Below are 24796 nucleotides of genomic sequence, written 5' to 3' on the forward strand. Positions count from 1 at the left end.
ACGAACCCTGGTGTCGCCGCATGTCGTACGGTCGCCAGGGAGCACCTGCGCGCCGACCGAGTTGGAGAGAGTGTGAAGATCACAGGAGTAGAGCTGCGCCGGATCGCGATGCCGTTGGTGGCGCCGTTCCGCACGTCGTTCGGCACCGAGACGGCCCGGGACGTCCTGCTGGTCCGGGTGGTGACCCCCGACGCCGAGGGGTGGGGCGAGTGCGTGGCCATGTCCGAGCCGCTCTACTCCAGCGAGTACGTCGACGGCGCCGCCGAGGTGATCCGCCGGTTCCTGCTGCCCTCCCTGCCGGCGACCCTGGACGCGTACGGCGTCGGCCGCGCGCTCGAACCGATCAAGGGCCACCGCATGGCCAAGGCCGCGCTGGAGACCGCCGTGCTGGACGCGCAGCTGCGGGCCTCCGGCGAGTCGTTCGGCCATTTCCTGGGCGCGGCCCGCGACCGGGTGCCGTGCGGGGTGTCGGTGGGCATCATGGACTCGATCCCGCAGCTCCTCGACGCCGTGGCGGGCTACGTCGAGGAGGGGTACGTCCGCATCAAGCTGAAGATCGAGCCCGGCTGGGACGTCGAGCCGGTGCGCGCGGTGCGCGAGCGCTTCGGCGACGACCTGCTGCTCCAGGTGGACGCGAACGCGGCGTACTCGCTGGCCGACGCCCGCCGGCTGGCCCGGCTCGACGCGTTCGACCTGCTGCTGATCGAGCAGCCGCTGGCCAACGACGACCTCGTCCAGCACGCCACGCTGGCCCGCCAGTTGCGCACCCCGATCTGCCTGGACGAGTCCATCGAGTCGGCCGAGCACGCGGCGGCCGCCATCGCGCTCGGCTCGTGCTCGATCATCAACATCAAGCCGGGCCGCATCGGCGGCTACCTGGAGGCGCGGCGCATCCACGACCTGTGCCGGGCCAACGGCATCGCGGTGTGGTGCGGCGGCATGCTGGAGACCGGCCTCGGCCGGGCCGCCAACGTGGCGCTAGCGGCGCTGCCCGGGTTCACGCTGCCGGGCGACACCTCGGGGTCGCGCCGCTACTTCGCGACCGACGTGACCGAGCCGTTCGAGCTGGTGGACGGCCATCTGGAGGTGCCGACGGGGCCGGGGCTCGGCGTCGAGCCGATCCCGTCCGTGCTGGAGGAGGTCACGACGGCCACGGAGTGGATCCCGCTGTAGGGCGCCCGTCCTGGAGGGCGGCCCGGCCGGGGTCGCGGGACCCCGGCCGGTGCCCTGCGGCCGAGCTCGCGTCGAGGTCCACCTTCACCGAGCCGCGGTAGGCGCGGCTGTGCTCGGCGCAGAGATAGAGCGTCAGCCCCTCGGGGGTCGTCGTACGCGAGAGACCTCCCCAGGCCCGCTTCGGGTCGTACTTGACCAGCAGCGCTTCGAGCGCGCGGAAGTCGGCCTCCAGCGTGGCGTGCGCTTCCGGTCCCCCGGCCTCGGACAGCTCCCTGCGCTCGATCGCTAGGTCGGGGATCTGGGCGATCAGCTCCTTCATCGCGTCGGCCTCCGCCTTGGTCTGCTGGCTCAGGTGGTCCACGCTCATCCCGAGAATCGGCCCCGCGAACGGCGCGGCGTGCTTCAGCACGTTGAGCAGGTGCTTCAGGTACGGCGCGATGGTGACGAGCCACTCGGGCGGCTCGTCGAGCTTGTAGCAGCCGTCGTTCCCCGGCAGGCGATGCCAGGCGCCGGGCTCCTCGCAGTAGAGCCGCAGTTCGTACGCGGCTCCGGTGAGCGCCTTTCGCCTGAGCTCCACCAGGGTGAAGACGCTCGGGCAGAGGATCTCCCGGTACGCCTGCGCGATGCGCTGCGTCCTGACGAACATGCGCTGCATGAACTCCGTCTGCCCGTCGATCTTCTCCCCCTGGGCCAGGACGAGTTCCGTGATGCGCTCGATGTCCTCGCGGCTCACGGATCGTTCGGGCGGGGCCAGCCCCAGCAGCAGGCTTTTCACGTTCAGCAGTTCCAGCGATTTCCGGCATTCGATCTGTTCGCGCGGCGGATTGAGGAGAAGGCGTCTCTGCAGATCCTCGTAATCGAATCTCTCCGCGCAGGCGACGTCCGTCCCGGTCCCGCACGGGCAGGGGATGAGCCGTTTGATGCTCAGTCCCGGGAAACGTTCGAGCGTTCTGTTCAGGCCGTCGTCGAGAAGGGAGAAGAACGCGGTGGGAAGCGGGCCCCGTACCGCCAGTTCGACCAGGTTGCGGTGCCGGTCGGCCCGGACGAGCGCAACGTGCCGGCCGTCGGGATGCCTCAGCAGCGCGCCCGTACGCCAGTGGTGGTGGGTGGTGAAGCGGTGCGACCGGGCGATGAACCAGGTCGGGATTCCCGGCGGCATGGAATTGAGCTCGTACAGGACGCGGATCTCCTTCGACGGCCCGGATGCGCCGCCGTCCCACAGATGCTGGTACGGCGGCGGGTTCCAGCCGAGGCGTTCGACCACCAGGCTCAGATCCGTACCGTCGTTCCCCTCCATCTGATAGGAGAGGTCGTACTTGTCCATCATGTCGAGGAAATGATGGCGTAGCCCGCGGTCGAGATCGGACCAGAGAAAGCTCAGATGTTCCCGCGTGAGAACGCCGTTCCGCGCCGCGACCTCGTCGCTGTCGAGAACCTTGCTGATGTAGGCGTTCACCCATTCGGGGCGCAGGATGACCGACTGCGCGAGATTGGGGTCGTCGTGGTAATACAGGATGTCGCCGAGCTGGTGCAGCATGACGGCCACGTACTGCTGCTGGATCGGGTCGCCGACCCCGGCGCGGTCCATCACCGCCCACATGCGTTCCGGGGTGATGTGCTTGTCCTCGATCGCCCGCAGTTCCTCGGCCGCCGCCTGCCAGGTGGTCGGCCATTCCGAGCCCATCAGCGGCAGGTTCGCGGCCTGCTCGCGCAGTTCGCCGCGCAGCGCCTCGATGCCCTGGCGCGTCTCGCTGTCGACGGACAGGCCGGCGACGATGCGGGGATATTGGGCGCGTAGTTCGTCCAGGGGGAGGTCGACCGGGCGGTCGCCCTGGTCGGCGTGGGTCGCGATCAGCAGGATCGGCGATTCGGGGGCGCGCGCGGTGATGATGTCCAGCCAGTACTGGAGTCTCCCCTGTTCCCATCCGAGCCGCGAATTCCACGCGAGCAGGAAAAGGGACCGGTCGGTGAGGAAGAACTGGTGGGTGGCGTGGTAGATCTCCTGGCCGCCGAAGTCCCACACGCTCAAGTGCATGTCGACGTCGGCGCGGCTGGGATGCGGGATGTTCAGCCGTTCGATTCTCAGGCCGTGCGTCGAGGGTTCGGCGTGGTCGTGCGGCATTCCCGCCAGCGCCTTCAGCAGCGACGTCTTGCCCACGCCGCCCTCGCCGACGATCAGCAGTTTGGACACCCATTGCTCGGACGCTCCGTCGCGGCGCGCGCGCAGGAACGTGAGAACGGACACGGTGCCGCCGGCCACGATGGCGGGAGGCGGGCTGATGATCCGGTTTCCGCGTACGGAAAGGACGGAAAGGCTTGTCAGCTGGAGGACGAAATCCGGGATGACGGAGATCTCGTTGTCGTCGAGAAGGAGTTCCTCAAGCCTGCCGAGCCCGGCGATCGCCTCCGGCAGTTCCGTGAACCGGTTGCTCGACAGGTACAGATGCGCGACGCCGGCCAGCCGCCCGAAGGCCACGGGCAACGTCGACAGCCGGTTGCCCACCAGGTCGAGCCGCACGAGTCCGGCGAGTTCGCCGATCTCCTCCGGCAGGGCCGTGAGCCGGTTGTCCCGCAGCTGCAGCATGGTGAGCGCCTTGAGGCCGCCGATCGCGGCCGGCAGCGTCGGAAGCTCGTTCTCCGCCAGAGCGAGCGCGGTGAGCGCGGTGAGCTTCGTGATCTCCTCGGGAAACGTCGTGAACGCGTTGTTCTGCAGGTACAGCGTGTTGAGCGCCTGGAGCCGGCCGATCGCCGCCGGCAGCGTCGAAAGGTCGTTGCCGTCGGCGTCCAGGCGTTCCAGGAGACTCAGCCGGCCGATCGACTCGGGCAGCGTCGTCAGCCGGTTCTCGTCCAGGTTCAGCGCCGTGAGAGCCGTGAGAGCGCCGATCGCCTCCGGCAGTTCGGTGAACAGGTTGCCCGACAGGTTCAGGTTGACGAGGGCCGTGAGGCCGCGGATCGTCTCGGGCAACGTGCCCAGCTCGTTGAGCGACAGGTTCAGCTCGGTGAGCCGGGTGAGGTCGCCCACCACCTCCGGGCAGGTCGTGAACGCGTTGCCCGACAGGTCCAGCGTGACCAGGCCCGAAAGGCCGCCGATCACGTCCGGCAACGAGCTGAACTTGTTGTTCGACAGGTCGAGCCCGGACAGCGCGGTGAGACCGCCCACGGTCGGGGGCAGCGCCCGGAGCTGGTTGCCCGACAGGTACAGGTCCGTCAGCGCGGTGAGCTTGCCGATCGCGTCCGGCAGCACGGTGAACTGGTTGCGCTGCGCGTACAGGGTGGTGAGCGCCTTCAGCCGGCCGATCGACTCCGGCAGCGCCGTCAGCTGGTTGCCGTCGGCGTCGAGGCGTTCCAGGAGACTCAGCCTGCCGATCGACTCGGGCAGCGTCGTCAGCTGGTTCTCGTCCAGGTTCAGCGCCGTGAGAGCCGTGAGATCGCCGATCGCCTCCGGCAGCGTCGACAGCTGGTTGTCCGACACGTTCAGCTCGGCGAGGTCCCGCAGCCCGGCCACCGTGTCGGGCAGGACGGAAAGGCGGTTGGTCGACACGTTCAGCTCGGTGAGAGCCGTCAGGCCGCGGATCGTCTCGGGCAACGTGCCCAGCTCGTTGAGCGACACGTTCAGCTCGGCGAGATTCCGCAGGCCGCCGATCGACTCGGGCAGCGCGGCCAGTTGATTTCCCGCCACGTTCAGGACGGCGAGGGCGGCGAGGTCGCCGATCTCCCTCGGCAACGCGCTGAGCCGATTCCCCGACAGCTGCAGTCTGCGGAGATTGACGAGACCGCCGAGCTCCACGGGTAACGCCGTGAGCTCGTTGTCCGACAGCGAGAGCTCGGTGAGCGCGGTGAGCCCGCCGATCTCCCTCGGCAGCGTGCTGAGCTGATTGCGTTGCGCGTAAAGGGTGGTGAGCTCCTTCAGCCGCCCGATCGCCGCCGGCAACGAGCGCAGCCGGTTGCCGTCCACGTCCAGGTGCCGCAGGGCGGTGCACCGGGCGATCGCGTCCGGCAACGCCGTCAGCGCGTTGTCGTACAGGTTCAGGGTGTCGAGGTTCCGCAGGCCGCCGATGGTCTCCGGGAACGTCTCGAGCCGGTTGCTCGCCACGTACAGCGTGCGGAGCCCGCTGAGATCGGCCACCGCGTCGGGCAGTGCGAGCAGGCCGTTCGCCGACAGGCCCAGCACGTCCAGGCCGGTGAGGTTGCCGAACTCCTTCGGCAGGGTCGAGACGCTGTTGCCCGACAGGTCCAGCTCGACGAGGGCCGTGAGCCGGCCGATCTCCGCGGGCAACCCGTCGAGCCGGTTGCCCTCCAGGCGCAGGATGGTGAGTGCGGTGAGATCTCCGATCTCCCTCGGCAACGCGCTGATCCGGTTGCCCTGAAGGATCAACTCGCTGAGAGCGGTGAGGCCGGAGATCTCGGGCGGCAACGCGGTGAGCCGGTTGCGCTGCGCGTACAGGATGACGAGAGCCGTCAGCCGGCCGATCTCCGGGGGCAGCGCCGACAGCCGGTTGCCGTCCGCGTCGAGGCGTTCCAGGGCGGTCAGGCGGCCGATCGACGCGGGCAGCGCCGTCAGCTCGTTGTCGTCCAGGTTCAGCGACCTCAGTTCGGTGAGGTCGCCGATCTCCTCGGGCAACGACGAGAGCCGATTGCTCGACAGGTCGAGCGTTCTGAGCTCCTTGAAGCCGTGCACGGCGGCGGGGACCTGCGTGAGGTCCAGGTCGCTCAGGTCGAGTTCCTCGCCGCCGCCTTCCTGGGCGAGGGCGACACGCCGGCTCACCTCGTCGTGATCGGTCATCGCGTCCCATTCACCCCTTCGCCCGGCCGGAGATCTCTCCGCCATCATGACCCGCCGTACCGGCCGCGTCACCCCGAACGACCATCGGCGGAGACGTTGCCGGGCGCGCCGGCCGGGGCGGCCGGGGTCTGCGGGTGGCGGGAATAATGCGTTGCGTCCGATCGCTGAGCGGCCCACGATGGTCATCATGTTCCTGCACGTCCGCCGCGCGACGCCCGCCATGCCGGGCGCGTTCGGGCGTGCCTGCGACGGCCTGGAGCGCTGACCTCTCCTCGTAAGTCCTGATGTGACCCGGCGGGGGGAGGTTGCCGGCCCTACGACGGGTCACGGGATTCCAGGCTTCGAGGAAGAAGACATGGCCAAGCAGGCGTACGTGCGGAACAAGCCGCACCTCAACATCGGCACGATGGGGCACGTCGACCACGGCAAGACCACGCTGACCGCGGCGATCACGAAGGTGCTCGCGGAGCGGGGGCAGGCGACGTACACGCCGTTCGAGCGGATCGACCGGACCCCGGAGGAGAGCTCCAGGGGCATCACGATCAACATCTCGCACGTCGAGTACGAGACCGACACCCGCCACTACGCGCACGTGGACATGCCGGGCCACGCCGACTACGTGAAGAACATGATCACGGGGGCGGCGCAGCTCGACGGCGCGATCCTCGTCGTGTCCGCGCACGACGGCATCATGCCGCAGACCAGGGAGCACGTGCTGCTGGCCCGCCGGGTCGGGGTCGAGCACCTGGTCGTCGCCGTCAACAAGGCCGACGGCGCCGACCCGGAGCTGACGGACCTGGTGGAGCTGGAGCTCGCCGAGCTGCTGGCCGGGCACGGCTACCGCGACGTCCCGATGGTGCGGGTGTCCGGGCTGCGGGCGCTGGAGGGCGACCCGGTCTGGACGGCGTCCGTGGAGGCGCTGCTGCGGGCCGTGGACGAGCACATCCCCGTCCCGGTCCGGTACGTGGACGCGCCGTTCCTCATGCCCGTCGAGAACGTGCTCACGGTCACCGGCCGCGGCACGGTCGTCACCGGCGCCATCGAGCGCGGCACCGTACGGGTGGGCGACACGGTGGAGGTGATCGGGTTCGGCGACGGGTTCACGGCGGTCGTGACGGGCGTGGAGACGTTCGGCAGGACGATGGAGCGGGGCGAGGCGGGGGACAACGCCGCCGTCCTGCTCCGCGGGGTGCGCCGCGAGCAGGTACGGCGGGGCATGGTCCTGGCGGCGCCCGGCACCCTGCGCGCGCACCGGACGTTCACCGCCCGCGTGTACCTGCTGACCCCGGAGGAGGGCGGGCGGCGGCGGCCGATCGCGTCCGGGTACCGGCCGCAGTTCTACCTGCGGACGACCGACGTGCCCGGTGAGCTGGCGCTGCCCGCGCCCGCCGAGCCGGGTGACACGGTGACGGTGACGGTCGAGCTGGGCAAGGCGGTCGCCGTCGAGCCCGGTCTCGGCTTCGCCGTCCGCGAGGGCGGCCTCACGGTCGGCGCGGGAACCGTCCTGACGACACCCGCCTGACGGGCAGAGGCCGGGAACCGCCGTACGGGCGGATCCCGGCCTCCTTTCGCGAACGTCAGACCGGGGTGAACCGGAGGCGGAGCGTCGCGGGGGCCGGGCGCAGGTCGTGGCGGGGCAGGGTGCCGGGGCCGCAGGTGGCGGTGCCGATGCCCTGGTGGGCGAGGTCCAGGTGGAGGTGGACGTGGTCGCCGGGCACCAGGTCGGGGCGGTGCCGGGCGGCCGCCAGCTCGGCGGTGCTCCACCGGCGGGCGGTCAGCCCGAACACCGGGTCGCCGTGGATCCTGAACCCGCCCGGCCCGGTCCCGCCGAGCTCGGCCCACCGCACGTCGGCCCGGTGCCCGTTCTCCTGGGGACGGACGTACGGCGTCTGGAGGTCGTCGATCGCCGCGTGCCAGCGGCCGACGCGGGCGGCCGTCCCGGTGTCCGGGTACGCCTCCCCCGGCCCCCGGCCGAACCACGTGACGTGGCCGAGCTCGCCGGGCAGCAGCAGGTGCACGCCCAGCCGCGGGATCGGCGCGGGCCACTCGCCCTCCGGCTCGACGTCCACGGACAGGTTCAGCGAGCCGGACGTGGCGGTCCACGCCCAGGTGACGCGCATGCCGAGGTCGGTGGCGGCGGGGGCGACCCGGGTGCGCACGGTGATGCCGTCGCCGGTCTCGATTCCGGTCACGCGATGGGTGAGGCGATGCAGCCCGAGCTGCCGCCACTTCCGGTCCAGCCCGCCGTAGCGGTCGTTGTCGGTGGGCGCGCGGTACAGGTCGAGGCGCGGGCCGTCCACGTCGAGGCCGAACAGGCGCAGCAGGCGGCCGGTGCGCGGGTCGAACTCGCCGCCGCCCAGCCTCAGCCGCCCGCCGGACGTCTCCGGCCGGACCCCCGCACCGGCGGCGGCCGGAAGGGCGGGGCTCGGCAGGCGGGTCTGGGACCAGGCGAGCTCGTGGCCCGCGGGGGCCCACGGCTGGTCGCCGGCCAGGATGGCGCGGACGGTGAGCCAGCGCTCCCCCGCGCCGTCCGACGGCGGAGGCGGGGCGGGCAGCTGCACCTCGCCGCCGGACGGCGGCACCGCCAGCGGGAACCACGCGACGGGCAGCCCGTCGTCCTCGACGACGGCCTCGAAGGCGAGGTGGGCCAGGTCGCGGAAGTCGTGCCGGTTGACCACCCGCACGACGCCGTCGCCGAACTCGAACCGCACGGGCTCGAAGACCTTCTTCAGGTCCAGCAGGCCCGGGGAGGGCGTGCGGTCGGGGAACACCAGCCCGTCGATGACGAAGTTTCCGTCGTGCACGGGCTCGCCGTAGTCGCCGCCGTAGGCGTACTCGTGGCGGGGATCGGTCAGGCCGTGGTCGATCCACTCCCACACGAACCCGCCGGCCAGCCGCGGGAAACGTTCGAACAGCTCCTGGTACTCGGCCAGGCCGCCCGGCCCGTTGCCCATGGCGTGGGCGTACTCGCACTGCAGGAACGGCATCGCGCGCCGCCGCGCGTCCAGGGCGGGGTCGTCGAGCGGGTCCTCCTCGCCGCGGCCGATGGCCTCGACCTCGGCGTGGGTGGCGTACATGCGCGAGTAGACGTCGGTGTGGGCGCACGACCAGTCGCCCTCGTAGTGCAGCGGCCTGGACGGGTCGCGCTCGCGCGTCCAGCCGGCCATGACGGCCAGGTTGCGGCCGACGCCCGCCTCGTTGCCGAGCGACCACATGATGACGCTGGGGTGGTTCTTGTCCCGTTCGACCATGCGGCGCATGCGGTCGAGCAGGGCGTCGGCCCAGCGCGGGTCGTCGGTGGGGTTGCGCCGCCAGCCGACCTGGCCGAAGCCGTGCGTCTCCAGGTCGCACTCGTCGACGACCCACAGGCCCAGCTCGTCGCACAGGTCCAGGAAATCGGGGTGCGGCGGGTAGTGGCTGGTCCTGACGGCGTTGACGTTGTGCCGCTTCATGAGCAGCACGTCCTCGCGCATGGTCGCGTACGGGACCGCGCGGCCGTGGTCCGGATGGAACTCGTGCCGGTTGACGCCCTTGAGCAGCAGCGGGCGTCCGTTGGCCAGGAGCACGCCGTCCTCGACGGAGACGGTGCGGAAGCCGACGCGCAGCCGTACGGTCTCGTGCGGGGTGGTGAGGACGGCCTCGTACAGGCGGGGCGTCTCGGCGGTCCACGGCTCGGCCTCGACGGTGATCTCGACGCCGGGCGCCAGGTCGCGCACGCCCAGCTCGGGGATGCTCAGCAGGCCCTCGGCCGCCTCGAAGGACAGCCGGCCGTCGTGGGCGGCGTGCACGAACACGTCGGCGGCCGACCGGGTGAGGGTGACGTCCCGGAAGATGCCGGGCAGCCACCACATGTCCTGGTCCTCCAGGTAGCTGGCGGCCGACCACTGGTGCACGCGCACGGCCAGCACGTTGCGTCCCGGACGCAGCCACGGCCCGGCGTCGAACTCGACGGGCAGCCTGCTGCCGGTGGAGAAGCCCAGTTCGTGGCCGTTCAGCCAGACCCTGGCGAAGGAGTCGACGCCTTCGAAGCGCAGCCTGCCGCCGCGCCAGCCGTCCGGCAGGTCGAAGGCGCGCCGGTAGTCGCCGGTCGGGTTCTCGTCCGGGACGTGCGGCGGGTCCACGGGGAAGGGGTAGGAGACGTTGGTGTAGGCGGGGGCGCCGTGGCCGTGCAGGGGCCAGTGGGCCGGCACCGGCAGCTCGTCCCAGGCGGAGTCGTCGAAGCCGGGACGGGCGAAGTCGTCGGGCACGTCGGCCACGGGTGAGAGGCGGAAGCGCCACAGGCCGGCGAGGTCGAGGGCGGGGGCGTCGGAGCGGAGTGCTGCGCGGGGTTCGAGACGGCCCGAACCGGGGGCGAAGGTTGCGAGATCCATCCCTTCCGACAGTAGGGGTTGATGGTGGTTCCGTCAGCGATGTCCCGGCTGGGGGTGCTTGGACTTCCCTGCCGTGGTTGTTGGAGGAATGGACGCGGCAGGGGCCCGGTCTCAGGCGTTCCTGGAGAACAGGATCCCGTTCGCGCCGGCCGGGCCAGGCAGCGCGGAGGCGGCCGCGAGGTAGCCGGCCAGCAGGCTCTCGGCCACCGCGCCCACGGCCGCGTCGCCGGGCAGGAACTCGGGGGTGTGCAGGCCGGCCGCGGTGTCCACGCCGACGAACATCATCAGCGACGGCGCCACCGACGCGTAGTGGGAGAAGTCGTCGGCCCCGCACGAGCGCAGCCCGCCGTCCACCGTCCAGCCCTGGCCGCGCAGCAGCCCGCCGGCGCGCACGGCCAGCCCGGTGTCGTTGACCAGCACCGGCTCGCCCGGCAGGATCGTCACCTCGGCCACGCAGCCGCACGCCCTGGCGACGTCCTCGACCACCTGGGTGAAGCGTTCGTGCAGCTCCTGGCGCCAGTTCTCGGACATGGCCCGCAGGGTCCCCCTGGCCACGGCCTCGCCCGGGACGGCGTTGGGCGCGGTGCCGGCGTTGACCGTGCCGAAGGTGACCACGGTGGGCGTCATCGGGTCGGCGACCCGGCTGACGACCTGCTGGGCGGTGACGATGACCTGCGCCATGGCCACCACCGGGTCCCTGGTGAGGTGGGGGTAGGCGGCGTGGCCCTCCGCTCCCCTGACGACCACCCTGAACTCGTCGGAGGAGGCGTTGACCGCGCCCGGCACGGAGGCGACCGTGCCCTCCGTCAGCAGGGGCTGCACGTGCGCGCCGATCATGGCGCCGACCCGGTGGCGGTGCAGCGCGCCCGACCCCACGACGTCGGAGGCGCCGGAGGGGAAGCCCTCCTCGCGCGGTTGCAGGACGACCAGCAGGGGCGGGTCGGCGCCGAGCCGGTCGAGGGTCCTGGCCAGGGCGACCACGGCCGCCATGTGCACGTCGTGGCCGCAGGCGTGCATCGCGCCCTCGGGGGCGGCCCACTCGACGCCGGTGCGCTCGGTCAGCGGCAGGGCGTCGAGCTCGCCGCGTACGCCGACCGCCGGGCCTGGACCGCCGATGCGCAGGACGGCGCCCGTGCCGGCGACGTGCTCGACCTCCCCGGCGGGCAGCGCGCCGAGCAGCCGGTCCCGCGTCGGGCCCTCCTGGCCCGACAGGCACGGCTCCGCGTGCAGCTCGCGGCGCAGCGCCTGCGCCGCGGGCAGCTCCCGCAGCAGGCCCTCGCGCAGCGCCGCGTAGGCGGCGCTCTCCACGCCGCCGGTCCCGATGACGGCTCCGTCGACGGGCCTGTTGATCGTACGGCCCCCGAAGTCGTTCACCCCGTGCTCTCCTCCCGTGTTCCCAGTCCGTAGACGCGTCGCGCGTTGTCCGCCCCGACCATCGCCGCCACCCGCATCGCCTGCCCGGCCGACCACTCGCCGTCCACCACGAGCCGGCCGAGCACCCGCGCCATCGCCCGCCGCCACAACACCGCGCCGAGGTGGTGCAGCTCGGCCGGCCCCCACCCGTCGGACGAGAACATGATCTTGGCGAACGGCGCCAGCTCCAGGCTCTCGGCCACCAGCGCCACGCTGCGGGCCCCGGTGTAGGTCACGCCGAGCCCCACGTCGAAGTAGACGTTGGGATAGGCCTGCGCGAGGAACCCCGCGTGCCGCTGGAAGGGGTAGCAGTGCAGCAGCACCAGCGGCACCCCGGTCGGCTCCGCGCGCTCGACGAGGCCGCGCAGCAGCAGCGGATCGGCCCGGCGCAGGTCGAGGTCGGGATCGCCGAGGCCGGTGTGGAACTGGATCGGCAACCCTCGCTCGATCCCGGCCCAGATCACGTGCCGCAGCAGCACCGGCTCCGTCAGCTTACCGCCGCCGGACCCGAGCCAGCGCCCGGCCGCCTCGGTGACCTCGGCCCGGCTCGGCGGCTCGGGGTCGAGGTCGAGGCCGTGACGGTAGGCGGCGACGCTCTTGAGCCCGCGCGCGCCGCCGGTGCGCTCCCACAGCTCCCGCGCGAACGCGTCGGCGAAGGAGGACGCGGCGCAGCCGCCGGCCGCGACCTGCTCGGCCACCGTCTCCAGCCGCACCACCTCGTCGGCCGGCGCGCCGGTGAGCTCGGCCATGCCGGACGGGCCCACCAGCTCCTCGCCCCGGTAGCCGGTCTCGACCAGGTAGTGGGCCACGTTCGTGGCGCCCAGCAGCAGCCGGTTCACCTCGCCGGCGCCCAGCCGGGCCCTCCTGGCCAGGTACTCCTCCGGCGTGCAGTGCGGTTCGAGGCCGAGGACGGGCGCGCAGTGGCGCAGGATGGCGTACCCCGTCTGGGAGTCGAACTGCGTCATCCACTCCGGCACCGGCCGGTCGGACTCGGTGATCAGCTCCTCGAACGCGGTGCGCGACAGGTCGCGCGGCACCACGCCGTGGACATGGTGGTCGACCAGCGGCAGCTCCTCGATGGCCCGGACGAACCCGGCCGGGGCGAGGTCGAGGTCTGCGGCGGTGGCGTACAGGTCGGTCACGGAGAGATCTACTCCCCCGTGGGCGCGCCGACGAACCACCCCGCCCCGATCCGGTGTGCCGGCTAGGGTGCCGCGAGGGGCACGGCGAGCTGCTGGACCAGCCACGGCAGCGCCTGCGGCAGCTCCCGGTTCCAGGTGTTGAAGTTGTGGCCGCCGCTGGGCAGGATCAGCGACGAGGCCCGCATGGGCGGTTTGACGGCGTTCAGGAAACGCTCGGTCGGCAGGTAGTCGGCCTCGCCCTTCCTGCTGCTGGTGACGAGCACGGCCACGGGCGGCGCGGGCAGCCGGGCCAGGCGCCACATCAGGTCGTTGCGGTCGGCGAGCGCCTTGTCGCCGTGGAACAGGTCGCCGGTGGTGCCGTCCACGATCGTCTTGTAGTAGCCCGACAGGGAGACGGCGGCGGAGAACGCGTCAGGGCGGCTCATCGCCAGCTTCAGCGCGCAGTAGCCGCCGGTCGAGCCGCCGAGCACGCCCCAGGAGTCGCGGCCGGCCGCCGCCCGGTAGTGCGCGGTCACGGCCTGCCGGACGTCGGTGGCGAAGTACGTCAGCGCCTGCGGGCCGCCCGGCACGTCCACGCACTCGGTGTCGCGCGGCAGCACCACGCTCGGCCGCATCATGACCAGGACGGCCGGCTCGACCTGGTGCAGGGCGATGGCGTGGGCCAGCCGTCCGGGCAGGTCGAGGCGGGTCATGAGGTTGCGCGGGTCGCCGGGGTAGCCGGTCAGGGCGAGGATCGCGGGGAACCTGCGGCGGGGGTCCTTGAAGTAGGCCGAGGGCAGGAAAACGTACGCCTCCTCGCTCAGCCGCGTGGTCGCGCCCGGCAGGACGACCTCCTCGATCCGCCCGCCCGGCACCGCCCGGCTGTCCAGCACCCGCAGCCCGGCCGCGGCCCCGGCGACGGTGATCTGGGCGGCGCCGGTGTCGGCGCCGAGCAGGTCCGCCCAGGAGGCGTAGAAGCCGAAGTAGTAGTTGACCAGCAGCGCGAGCGCCGCCACGGTGAGCGCCTGGCAGCCCGCCAGCAGGCCGGCCCGGCCCAGCAGCGGCGGCAGGCCCCGCCCGGCCAGCCGCGGCCACACCCAGACGGTGGCCGCGAGCCCGGCCACCGCGAGCACCGCGGCGGTCGCCAGCAGCGCGATCGAGGTCAGTCCCATGAACAGCAGGAATATCCCGGCCGGCGTAAGCGCGTGGTTAACGGCGAGATTACCCGGCAGGAGTTTCAATCGGTATTTGTGAAGCGTCCTTGGATCCCCGCGCTGGCGGGTTACGCGTCGCTGGTCATCGGCCTGCTGGACATCGCCAAGGCCGTGGCGCCGCGGCTGGAGCACACGCGGATGGGCCAGTGGTCGGATCTGCTGCCCGGGACGGTGACGACCGTGGCGCGGGCGACGTCGCTGGTGGTCGGCATCATGCTGGTGATGATCGCGCACGCGCTGCGCCGGGGGAAGGTGCGGGCCTGGCGGGCGGTGGTGGTGCTGCTGCCGGTGAGCGCCGTCATGGGCGTGCTGCACCTGCGGCCGGTGACCGCCGCGATCAGCCTCGTGCTGCTGGCCGTGCTGGTGGCCGGCCGGCGGGAGTTCACGGCGCTGCCCGACCCGCGCTCGCGCTGGCGGGCGTTGTGGAACCTGCTCGTGCTCGGCGCGATCGACCTGGCGCTCGGCTACCTGATCGTGAGCGTCCGGCCGGGCGCGCTGGTGGGCCGTCCGGGGGTGGCCGAGCGGCTGGAGCACGTGGCGCTGGGGCTGGCGGGCATCGAGGGGCCGGTCACGTTCACCGTGGAACGCGTCTCCGACCTGGTCTACTTCTCCCTCGTCGGGCTGGGCGCGCTGACCGCCGTGACGACGCTCTACCTGGCGCTGCGTCCGGAACGGCCGGCCGCCGAGCTGACCGCCGACGACGAACGCCGTCTGCGCGCGCTGCTGGACGTCCACGGCGAGCGCGACTCGCTCGGCTACTTCGCGCTGCGCCGGGACAAGAGCGTGATCTTCTCGCCGTCGGGCAAGGCGGCCGTGGCCTACCGGGTCGTCTCGGGTGTGATGCTGGCCAGCGGCGACCCGATCGGCGACCGGGAGGCGTGGCCGGCCGCGATCGCCGCGTTCATGACCGAGGCGCGGCGGCACGCCTGGGTGCCCGCCGTCATCGGCTGCGGCGAGACGGGCGGCGAGGTCTGGACGAAGGTGGCGGGGCTGTCCGCGCTGGAGATCGGCGACGAGGCGATCGTCGAGGTCGACGGCTTCACGCTGGAGGGCCGCGCGATGCGCAACGTGCGGCAGATGGTCAACCGCACCCGCCGCGCCGGGTACGTCTGCCGGGTGCGCCGCGCCCGTGACGTGCCCGAGGAGGAGAAGGAGCGCATCCGCCGGGCCGCCGGGCTGTGGCGCGGCACCCAGACCGAGCGCGGCTACTCGATGGCGCTCGGCCGGTTCGGCGACCCCGCCGACGCCGAGTGCCTGGTGGCCACCGCCTGCAAGGACGGCGACCTCAAGGCCGTGCTGCACTTCGTGCCGTGGGGCACCCGGGGCGTCTCGCTGGACCTGATGCGCCGCGACCGCGACGCCGACCCGGGACTGAACGAGCTGCTGATCGCCGAGACGCTGCAGGCCGCGCCGTCGCTGGGGATCACGCAGGTGTCGCTCAACTTCGCGATGTTCCGCTCGACGCTGGCCCGCGGCGACCGGCTCGGCGCGGGGCCCGTGCTGCGGGCCTGGCGGTCGGTGCTGGTCTTCCTGTCGCACTGGTTCCAGATCGAGTCGCTGTACCGGTTCAACGCCAAGTTCCGGCCGATCTGGGAGCCGCGCTTCGTCGTCTACCCGACCGCCCGCGACCTGCCCAGGATCGGCGTCGCGGCGCTCCAGGCCGAGGCGTTCATCCCGTCGGGGCTGCCGCTGCGCGCCCGGCTGCGCCTGCCCCGGCCCTTCACGCACGACCGCGCCGCCGCCGCTCCCCAGACGCCGTGACCCGCGCGGTTCACGGAGAGGCGGCGGTGCCGGTGGCGGGCCACATGGTGTTGAGACGGCCGGCGGTGGCCTGGTAGGCGCGCTCGGCCTCCGGAGTCAGGACGACGTCGGCGCCCGGCCCGGCGGCGGCCAGCCGTTCGCGCAGGACGATGGAGTCGGCGGTGTCGGCCAGATCGAGCAGCCCGGTGAACCGGGCGGCCGACGACACCAGCTCGGTGGCGGGCAGGCCGGTGCACACGGCGTCGAGGGACTGGCGGACCACGCCCTTGCCGACCGCGCCGAGGCCGAGCGCGACCGCGGCGGCCGACAGGGTGGCCACGTCGAGCGGGTCGACGTCGACCAGGCGCAGCGGCACGTGCTCGACCCGGCCGCCGGGGGCGTACAGGCGACCGGCCAGGCGGGCGGCGGCGGCGCGCCTGCCCTGCGTGGGGCCGATCGCGCGCCAGAGCCGGCGCAGCGCGGTCAGCGCGATCCCGCCGGCCAGCGGGCCGGGCAGCGGCGAGCCCACGGACTCGGCGGCGCGCAGCACCAGCAGCAGCCTCTCCAGCTCGCCCACCGCGCAGGCCAGGTCTTCGCCCAGGTCGGGGACGAGGACCGCGCGCGGGCCGAGGCCGGTCATGTGCGGCTCCTCACGGAGCCCTCGTCGTCGAGCGGTCGTCAGGCGGCGGAGCGGTCAACCGGAGGGTCACAACCGGAGCGTACGCCGCCCCGGCCACGCCGCACACCCCACCGGCGAGCACACCGCCCCCAGCCCGCGCCCACCCCCGCCTCCCCCCTCCCCCAGCCCGCGCCCACCCCGCGCACCCCGCCTCCGCCCCTCCCCAGCCCGGCGCCCACCCCGTCTCCCCCTCCCCCAGTTCGGCGCCCGCACCGCGCACCCCATGAGGAGCGGGCGGGGCGGGCGTGTGGGAGGATCTGGCCTCGATGGGTCCATGGTCGTTGGTGCGGTGGCTGCGTGCGGCGAGCTTCGCCGGCACGTGCGCCGCGCTGGCCGCGCTCGCCCACCTGGCGGGCGGCGGCTGCTTCGACCCCGGGGCGCTGCTGGCGGGGTTCCTGCTGGTCCTCGCGCCGGCCCTGGCGCTGACCGGGCGTGAGCGCACGCTGCCCGCCATCGTGCCCGCCACGGGCGCCTCGCAGGTCGTCCTGCACCTGCTGCTCTCCCTGAGCTGCGACCATCCCGCACCCGTCGCCGCCCCCGCGAGCGTGATTCACGCGCACGACACGGGCGCCCCGGGGTTCGGGATGCTGCTCGTGCACGCGGCGAGCGTGCTGCTGACGTCGGTCTGGCTGCGCTGGGTGGAGTCGGGGCTGTGCGCCCTGGTCCGCGAGCTGGCCGGGTGGGTGCTGCGCCCGCTGCTGGTGCTGTTCCTCGTCGTGGCCGGATGGGCCGCGCCGGCGCGCACACCGGTGGGCGGGCGCGACGACGTCACGGCGCGCGTGCGGCTGTTCCTGCGGCACGTGCTGGTGCTGCGGGGGCCGCCCGCGGATGGACCGGAGCCGCGAGGGCCGGTCCGTCCGACGGTCGTGGGCCTGCCCGCCTAGGCGCGCCCGCGGTCCTTCGCGCGCCCGTCCGCCGCGGTTCCTCCGGCGACAATCCCGGCTCGCCGCCGTGCCCGCCCCCGCCGTGGGGCCGGTCCGGCGTGCGCGCCTCCGGACTCGACTCAGAGGACATCACCCATGAGACCTTCCCGTACCCGCGGGGCCTCGGCGGTCGCGCTCGTGCTGCTGGCCGCCGCCTGCGGCACGCCCGCGGCGACCGGCGGCGAGGCGGCCACAGAGGCGGCCACCGCGGCCGCGTCCGCCGGCCGGACCGCCTACCCCCTCACCTTCGACAACTGCGGCACGCGGGTCACCTTCCGCCGCCCGCCGCAGCGCGTCCTGATCCTGAACGGCACCAGCGTCGGCGAGGTGGAGAGCTTCCTGCTGCTCGGCCTGGAGCGCAGCATCCTGGCCAACGCCCAGAGCTACGGCGTGTCCGACGACCCGTCCATGACGGCCCGCATCAAGGCGCTGCCGACCGGCGGGCTGACCATGAACAAGAACTTCGACGTGCCCGCCGAGCAGGTGCTCAAGCTCAAGCCGGACCTGGTGGTCTCCACCTGGTCCGGTGGGTTCGACCCCGCCCGGGGCTTCGCCACCCGCGAGCAGCTCGCCGCGGCCGGCATCACCTCGCTGGTCAACCCGGTCAACTGCGCGATGGGCAGGCCGGAGGCCACCGAGCAGGAGAAGCGCGCCTACCGCAACCAGTCGATCAACTCCTCGCTGGAGTTCCTCGGCCTGCTCGGGCGGGTGTTCGACGTGCAGCGCAAGGCGTTCGACCTGATCGGGCGGCTGCGGGCGCGGGTGGAGTCGGTACGGGCCCGCGTCGCGGCGCTGCCGCCCAAGAAGGTGCTGATCGCCTATCCCGGCATGGCCATGATGAACGCCAACGGCCTGCCCGCCGTGATGACCGGCGGCATCTACGACGACGTCATCAGGGCGGCCGGCGGGGTCAACGCCTTCGCCGGCCAGACCGCCGACATGACCCGCACCCTCAACCGCGAGCAGCTCGCCACCGCCCAGGTGGACGTGCTGGTCGTCGGGCTGTTCACGCCCGGGGAGAAGGGCGAGGAGGCGGCGGCGAAGCTGTTCGCCGCCTACCCCCACTGGGCCGCGGCCAGGTCCAGGAGCTACACGGTCGTCTCCGACGGCGTCTACCTCGGGCCGCTGAACGCCTGGGCCGTGGAGAAGATCTCCAAGGTGGTGCATCCCGGTGGCTGACACGCTGACCGCGCCGCCGCGGCGCAGCGTCCCCGTCCCGCCGCGGCGGCCGCACGCGGTGTCCGGGCGGGCGACCGGGTTGCTGCTGGCCGGGCTCGGGGCCGCACTGGTCGTGGCCCTGGTGATCGGGATCTCCGCCGGGTCGGTGAACCTGCCGCCGGACCAGGTGTGGGGGGTGGTGTGGGCGTACCTGACCGGGCGGGGCGAGCAGGCCGATCCGCTGCTCGCGCAGGTCGTGTGGGAGATCCGCACGCCCCGGGCGCTGCTGGCCGCGCTGGCCGGGGCCGCGTTGTCGGTGGCGGGGGTCGCGCTGCAGGCGCTGGTCCGCAACCCGCTCGCCGACCCGTACGTGCTGGGTGTGTCGTCGGCGGCGTCGCTGGGGGCCGTGCTGGTGCCCGCGCTCGGGGGCGGGGCGCTGGCCGGGCTGACCGGCGCGCTCGGCGTCACGGGGGCCGCCTTCGCCGCCGCGCTGCTGTCGGCGCTGGTGGTGTACGTCCTGTCCCAGCGTTCCGGCAGGCTGCTGGACTCGTGGCTGGTGCTGACCGGCGTGGCCGTCGGCTACCTGTGCTCGGCGGCCACCACGTTCGTGCAGCTCCAGCTCAACCCGACCGAGCTGCAGGGCATGATGTTCTGGCTGATGGGCAGCGTCGCCGGGGCGTCGTGGGCGGATCTGGGCGTGCCCGCGCTGCTCGTGGTGTGCTGCGTGGCTTGGCTGTCCTCGCAGGCGCGGGCGCTCAACGCGCTGCTGGCCGGTGAGGAGTCCGCGGTCGCGATCGGCGTGCCGGTGGCCGCGCTGCGGATCGGGCTGCTGGCGGCCGGGTCGCTGCTGACCGCGACGGTGGTCAGCGTGGTCGGCGGCATCGGGTTCATCGGGCTGATGGTCCCGCACATGGTCCGGTTCGTGGTCGGGGCCGACCACCGCCGGGTGCTGCCGGTCTCGCTGCTGGCCGGCGCGGTGTTCCTGGTGCTGGTCGACCTGGCGGCGCGGATCGCCGACCGGCCGAACGAGCTGCCGGTGGGCATCTTCACCACGGGGCTCGGCGTGCCGTTCTTCCTGTGGCTGCTGCGCAGGCGGCGGGCGGGAGGCGGCGGCGATGCGGCTTGACCTGGCGGGCGTCAGCGCGAGCATCGACGCGCGGCCCATCGTCACCGACGTCACGCTGAGCGCCGGGCCCGGCGAGTTCGTGGCGCTGGTCGGGCCGAACGGCAGCGGCAAGTCCACGCTGCTGCGCACGGTCTACCGGTCGCTGCGCCCGTCGGGCGGCGTCGTCCGGCTGGACGGCGACGACCTGTGGCGGATGCGGCCCCGGCACGCCGCGCGGCGGCGGGCGGTCCTGCCGCAGCACAACCCGGCCGGAGAGGGCTTCTCCGTGGCCGAGGTCGTCGCGGCCGGGCGGCACAGCCACAAGCGGGCGCTGGACCGGGAGAGCGCGGGCGACCGGGCGGTGGTCGCCACGGCCCTGCAACGGGTCGGCATGGACTGGGCGGCCGACCGGCTGATGACCACGCTGTCCGGCGGCGAGCGGCAGCGCGTGCTGCTGGCCCGCGCGCTGGCCCAGGAGGCGCCGCTGCTGATCCTGGACGAGCCGGGCAACCACCTGGACGTCGGGTCCCAGCTGCTGCTGCTGGACCTGATCCGCTCGCTCGGCCTGACGCTGCTGGCCGCCCTGCACGACCTGGACCAGGCCGCCGCCTACGCCGACCGGATCGTCGTGCTGCGCGAGGGCCGGGTCGCCGGGCAGGGGCCGCCCCTGGACGTGCTGACCCCGGCCTTCATCGAGGAGGTCTTCGGCGTCCTGGCGCATGTGGGGCCGCATCCGATCACCGGGCGGCCGCACGTCGCGGTGGCGTCCAGGGCGGGAGGTAAGCGCCTGCCCTAGGGCCGGTCAGCACTCGTCCCCCGGTGCGGAGCCGTGCCCGGCGCCGTCCGTCCGTCCGGTTATAAACGGAGCGGAGTGGATCTTCGTGGTGAAGGGACCGGGGGACCGTGTCGATCAGCAAGGTAGGACGAATGGCCGCCGGTGTCGGCCTGCTCGCGGCGGTGTGCGTGCCGGAGCGGGCCGTCGCCGTCCCAGCCCCTCCCCCGCAGGCGCCCCCGGTCGCGGCGCCGGTGCCCGCGCGGGCGCCGGTGCTGGACCTGGTGCTGGACGGCGGCCGGTTCGCGCTGCGGGACGCCTTCGCGATCCTGGCCGGCCGGCCCGTGCTCGCGCGGGTGTCTGACGCCGCGCGGGCCCGCATGGCGCAGTCGCGGGCGGGGGCGCTGGCGGCCCTGAGCGGCCAGCGGGTGTACGGCTGGAACCAGGCGCTCGGCCCGCTGAAGGACCGCCCGCTCTCGCCGGAGGAGGCCGAGCAGTTCCAGCGCAACGTGCTGCGCTCGCACGCGGCGGGCGTCGGCCCGGCGTTCCCCGACGACGTGGTCAGGCTGGCCCTGGTCCTCAAGGCCAACCAGATGGCCAGGGGGAAGATGGGCGTCCGGCCCGAGGTGCCGCAGCGGCTGCTGTCCCTGGTGAACGCCGGGGTCGTGCCGGTGATGCCGCAGATCGGCTCGCTCGGCACCGGCGACCTGCAGCCGCAGGCGGCGGCCGGGCTGGCCGCGCTGGGCGAGGACGCGCCGGTGCACTACCGGGGCGAGACCGGTCCGGCGTCGCGGATGTTGCCGCGGGCCGGGCTGCCGGCGAGCTTCACCTTCGAGGCCGGGGAGGCGCTGCCGATCGTCAGCGGCAGCACGGTGCTGGCCGCCACGCTGATGCACGCCGTGCACCGGGCCACGGTGCTTGCCGACCAGGCCGAGGGGGCCTTCGCCCTGTTCATGGAGGCCACCAGGGCCGAGCGCGGCTCGCTGGACGCGCGCACGCACCGCGAGCGGCACATCCCTGAGGAGGACGCGGTCGCGGCGCGGCTGCGGACCATGGTCGCGGGTTCGGGCTGGATGACCGAGGAGGGCCGCAGGCGGCTCGACCCGGCCAACTACACCCCGCGCGTGCAGGACGCGGTCTCGGTGCGCGCGGCCCCGCACATCATGGCCGGGCTGCGGCAGGTGCTCGCCGCCACCCGCCGGGCGCTGGCGCGCGAGGCCAACTCCTCGACCTCCAACCCGCTGGTCTTCCGGCGCGAGCGCGGCCCCGGCTACGAGTTCGTGATGGGCGGCAACTGGGACGGCTCGATCATGGGCCACCTCGCCGACAGCCTGAACGCCGAGATCACCGACCTCGGCGTCCTGTCGCAGGAGCTGTCCGGACGCCTGCTGTCGCCCCGCTGGAGCTACGGCCTGCCGGCGAACCTGGCCGGCGGGAGCGTCGGCCTGAACTCCGGGATGGTGCAGGCGCAGTCGGTGGCCGCGGCGGTGGTCCCGGAGATGCAGGTCAGGGCCCATCCGGCGGGCACGTTGTCGCGTCCGGTCAAGGACGGCCAGGAGGACCACAACACGATGGCCATGGCCTCGGCCCGCGACCTGCACGCCAACCTCGACCGCCTGGAGATCGTGCTGGCGGTGCAGTACCTGATGGCGGCGCAGGGCATCGACCTGATCGCGGCGAAGATGGCCGGCCTGCCGCTCGGGACGGTGACCCGCGCCCTGCACGACGAGCTCAGGCGCTACGTCGCGCCGCTGGGCGACGACCGTTACCTGACCCCCGACCTGGAACGGACGATCTCGCTGGTGCACGCGGGCGGCCTGACGCCGTACCCCGCCCGGTGACGTCCCGGAACGGGTGAGGGGCGCGCGGGCCGCCGCGGCTGCGCGCCTAGGACCGCCCGGACCTGGACGGCCGCGTCATCGGGGCGGGCTTGCCGGCCGTGACGTACCTGCCGCCGTCGATCACGTCGCGGGCGGCGGTGTCGCGGCCCCCGACGTCGCGGGCCCCGACGTCGGAGGCGGCCCCGGTGTCGCGGGTCGCCGTGTCGCCGCCGGTCCTGACGGTCACCAGGACCGGTTCGATCTCCTCCAGGTATCCGTTCGCCAGCAGCCAGCTCACCGGAACCTCTTCGCTGGTCTGCGGAGCCTCCGGGATGTACCTGCTGAGCACGTGGTACTGCGTGCCGCCGCCCGACTGCTCGAACGCGGGCGACGCCGGGCCCACCTCGACGCGGAACGACTTGAGCACCCGGAACGCGTGGTAATTACAAAGATGCTGCGGATCCTGCGGATTGGTGTTCAGGTTGCGCGGCGGGAGCGCGCGCAGGACGAATTGGTCGCCCAGCGGCGACAGGAACGCTCCCCCGTAACCGCCGAAACGGTCGAGCCGCATGCCGATCTGCAGAAACGTCGTCTTGAGCAGCAGTCTTCCGTTGGGGTAATTGCCGGAGCGGCCGAAACCGGAGTCGGGCGGGAAACGGTAATTGTTGGCGGCGTAATCCCAGTAGCGGGAGAGGAAGTGCTGCGGGGTGAGACCGCCCAGCGGCACGTAGTCACGCAGCAGGGCGCCGAGGTAGCCGGTGCGGGGCAGGATCGTCGGCCCGAGGTCGGGGTCGCCGGTCACGTACGGCGGCCCGCAGACCAGCCCGGCCTGACCCTCCTCGGGTTCGGCCGTGCCGGCAGGCTGTGCCGGCCGGACGAGCGGGGCGCTCTGCCGGAGTGTGCTGTCGGCGTGCGCGGGCACGCCCCCCATGGGGTCGGCCGCCAGGCACATGGCGGCGACCAGGACGACGCTTCGTCGGTTGATTCGCATGACATTCCCGTGGATCGTGCAGAAGAAGCGAATGAAGAGCGATCACAAGCGATTCGGCGGCATGGACGCGACGTCCGGATATTCATCGGCAATGCCCGCTCGTGTGCAGCCGGGCGTCGAATGCGGTGATCGACAGCTACATTCCCGCCGGTCGCCCATATCGCAGCTCCGGCATGACAAGAGAACAGCAAAGAGTGCAGCCACGAAAACGGCCATTCTCGCTAAGGATTGAAATATCCGAGAATGCGACGATTTGTGCGTCTCGCCGTCCAGGGTCGATCGGCCCGTCGCCGAGAACTCACACGGCGGGCGGGGGCAGCAGGCGGACCGCGTCCAGGGCCAGGGCGAGGTCCACGATGTCCCGCGGACGGGTGAGCGAGCGGCCGGTGAGCTGCTCGATCCGGCGGACCCGGTTGATGATCGTGTTGCGGTGGCAGAACAGCCGGCCGGCGGCCCTGGCGGCCGAGCCGTCGCAGGCGAGCCAGGTCTCCAGGGTGGTCAGCAGCGTGTCGCGGTCGGCCGGGTCGAGGGCGAGCAGCCGGCCGAGCGCGCCTTCGACGAGGTGGCCGGTGACGCCGGGCCGGCTGATCATCAGCACGGCCGGCACGCGCTCGTCCAGGCGGGCGATCTCGGGGCCGCCGTCGGCGCAGGTGCGCATGGCGAGGGAGGCCAGCTCGTGCGCGGTGCCCAGCTCGTCCAGGCCGGTGACGACCGGGCTGACGCCGGCCACGCCGCTGACGATGAGGCTCAGCTCCTGGCACAGGTCGTCCAGGGTGGCCCGGCCGAGCGCGACGACGGCGACCTCGTGGCCGGTGCGCATGCGCCACAGCAGCCGCAGCGCGCCCAGGGACGCGGGCAGCCGGACGTCGTCGTGGTGTCGTCCGCCGGGGAAGCGCACGGTGACGACGGCGTAGCGGGCGCGTTCTGGCAGGCCGAGCGAGTCGGCGGCGGCGCGCACCACCCCAGCGTCGGCGGTGCCGTCGAGCAGGGCGTCCAGCAGCGCGTTGACGCGCTCCTTGCTGCGGCCGAGTATCTCCTGCTCGCGCCTGCCGTAGACGTCGCAGGCCACCAGCGACTGCCGGTCGATCGCGTGCCAGACGTGGCTGGCGGCGCGGACCAGGACGTCGAGGCGGTCGGGGCGCTCGCGTTCCATGTGGTCCACGATCGCCGACCAGGTCACCTGACCGGCCAGCCGGTACATGCGCAGCAGCGACTCCAGCGGAAGGCCCTGCTCGGCCCTGCGCTGGGCCATCGACCGGGTGAAGACCAGGTCGCGCCGCTCGGACGGCTCCTGCAGGATCGCGGTCAGGCCCAGGCGCACGCCTTCGAGGGTGCTCTTCCAGTGCTCGTCGTAGGGGACGCAGGCGCTGTAGACGTCGTCGCCGCCGCGCGTCCTGGCGACCAGCTCGCCGGTCAGTTCGGGCAGGCGTTCGAGCAGTGCCCTGGCTGCGGTGCGTAACGTCTGGCGGACGTCCTCGTCCACGACCGTAGGGGGACGCATTCCCCGAGGCTGCCACCGGCCGCCGTTCCAGAA

The 24796-nt window shown here is 73.0% G+C and carries 16 protein-coding genes; 8 read left to right on the plus strand and 8 right to left on the minus strand.

From position 1 onward, the window contains the following. The first annotated feature begins 72 nt into the window (after nt 1-72). Entirely contained in the window at nt 73-1173 is a 1101-nt protein-coding gene (menC, locus tag ABT158_RS05150; RefSeq protein ID WP_352351054.1) for an o-succinylbenzoate synthase, read from the plus strand. On the opposite strand, the gene ABT158_RS05155 is transcribed toward menC, so the two are convergent. Continuing rightward, complete coding sequence (locus ABT158_RS05155) at nt 1142-6145, minus strand: leucine-rich repeat domain-containing protein (RefSeq protein ID WP_352351056.1); 5004 nt, start codon at nt 6143-6145, stop codon at nt 1142-1144. The genes menC and ABT158_RS05155 overlap by 32 nt on opposite strands. Nucleotides 6146-6311: 166 nt before the next feature. Between ABT158_RS05155 and tuf the strand changes: the two genes are divergently transcribed. Further along, nucleotides 6312-7478, plus strand: a complete 1167-nt coding sequence (gene tuf, locus ABT158_RS05160) for an elongation factor Tu (protein WP_352351058.1) — start codon at nt 6312-6314, stop codon at nt 7476-7478. Nucleotides 7479-7533: 55 nt separating this feature from the next. On the opposite strand, the gene ABT158_RS05165 is transcribed toward tuf, so the two are convergent. The 4 genes from ABT158_RS05165 to ABT158_RS05180 form a co-directional block, all read right to left on the minus strand. Beyond that, nucleotides 7534-10326, minus strand: coding sequence for a glycoside hydrolase family 2 TIM barrel-domain containing protein (locus ABT158_RS05165; protein WP_352351060.1), 2793 nt, complete (start codon nt 10324-10326; stop codon nt 7534-7536). 111 nt (nt 10327-10437) lie between these two features. Further along, nucleotides 10438-11700, minus strand: a complete 1263-nt coding sequence (locus ABT158_RS05170; protein WP_352351062.1) for a M20 metallopeptidase family protein — start codon at nt 11698-11700, stop codon at nt 10438-10440. After that, nucleotides 11697-12881, minus strand: coding sequence for an amidohydrolase family protein (locus ABT158_RS05175; RefSeq protein WP_352351064.1), 1185 nt, complete (start codon nt 12879-12881; stop codon nt 11697-11699). The genes ABT158_RS05170 and ABT158_RS05175 overlap by 4 nt, the downstream gene beginning before the upstream one ends. A gap of 62 nt (nt 12882-12943) precedes the next feature. Further along, entirely contained in the window at nt 12944-14032 is a 1089-nt protein-coding gene (locus tag ABT158_RS05180; protein WP_352351066.1) for an alpha/beta hydrolase, read from the minus strand. Between the two features lie 78 nt (nt 14033-14110). On the opposite strand from ABT158_RS05180, the gene ABT158_RS05185 reads away from it, so the two are divergent. Further along, entirely contained in the window at nt 14111-15835 is a 1725-nt protein-coding gene (locus tag ABT158_RS05185) for a phosphatidylglycerol lysyltransferase domain-containing protein (RefSeq protein WP_352351068.1), read from the plus strand. A gap of 10 nt (nt 15836-15845) precedes the next feature. Here the strand turns inward: ABT158_RS05185 and ABT158_RS05190 are convergent, their stop codons facing one another. Further along, the gene (locus ABT158_RS05190) at nt 15846-16454 is read right to left on the minus strand and encodes a hypothetical protein (protein WP_352351070.1); all 609 of its coding nucleotides are present in this window, start codon (nt 16452-16454) and stop codon (nt 15846-15848) included. Between the two features lie 284 nt (nt 16455-16738). Between ABT158_RS05190 and ABT158_RS05195 the strand changes: the two genes are divergently transcribed. The 5 genes from ABT158_RS05195 to ABT158_RS05215 all read left to right on the plus strand — a co-directional run bounded on the left by ABT158_RS05195 (nt 16739) and on the right by ABT158_RS05215 (nt 22292). Further along, nucleotides 16739-17377, plus strand: coding sequence for a hypothetical protein (locus ABT158_RS05195; RefSeq protein WP_352351071.1), 639 nt, complete (start codon nt 16739-16741; stop codon nt 17375-17377). A 135-nt stretch (nt 17378-17512) separates the two neighbouring features. Next, complete coding sequence (locus tag ABT158_RS05200) at nt 17513-18595, plus strand: ABC transporter substrate-binding protein (protein WP_352351073.1); 1083 nt, start codon at nt 17513-17515, stop codon at nt 18593-18595. Then, a complete protein-coding gene (locus tag ABT158_RS05205; protein WP_352351075.1) occupies nt 18588-19700 on the plus strand; it encodes a FecCD family ABC transporter permease in 1113 nt (370 codons plus the stop codon). The genes ABT158_RS05200 and ABT158_RS05205 overlap by 8 nt, the downstream gene beginning before the upstream one ends. Next, a complete protein-coding gene (locus tag ABT158_RS05210; protein WP_352351077.1) occupies nt 19690-20475 on the plus strand; it encodes an ABC transporter ATP-binding protein in 786 nt (261 codons plus the stop codon). Before ABT158_RS05205 ends, ABT158_RS05210 begins: the two co-directional genes overlap by 11 nt. 131 nt (nt 20476-20606) lie before the next feature. Continuing rightward, the gene (locus ABT158_RS05215; protein ID WP_352351079.1) at nt 20607-22292 is read left to right on the plus strand and encodes an HAL/PAL/TAL family ammonia-lyase; all 1686 of its coding nucleotides are present in this window, start codon (nt 20607-20609) and stop codon (nt 22290-22292) included. A 46-nt stretch (nt 22293-22338) separates the two neighbouring features. On the opposite strand, the gene ABT158_RS05220 is transcribed toward ABT158_RS05215, so the two are convergent. Then, nucleotides 22339-23262 (minus strand): TNT domain-containing protein, encoded by a 924-nt coding sequence (locus ABT158_RS05220; RefSeq protein WP_352351081.1) that lies wholly within the window; start codon nt 23260-23262, stop codon nt 22339-22341. A gap of 298 nt (nt 23263-23560) precedes the next feature. Further along, nucleotides 23561-24763, minus strand: coding sequence for a PucR family transcriptional regulator (locus ABT158_RS05225; protein ID WP_352351083.1), 1203 nt, complete (start codon nt 24761-24763; stop codon nt 23561-23563). Nucleotides 24764-24796 lie beyond the last annotated feature (33 nt).

This window comes from Nonomuraea sp. NPDC001636, from assembly GCF_040298265.1.
Lineage (GTDB): Bacteria > Actinomycetota > Actinomycetes > Streptosporangiales > Streptosporangiaceae > Nonomuraea.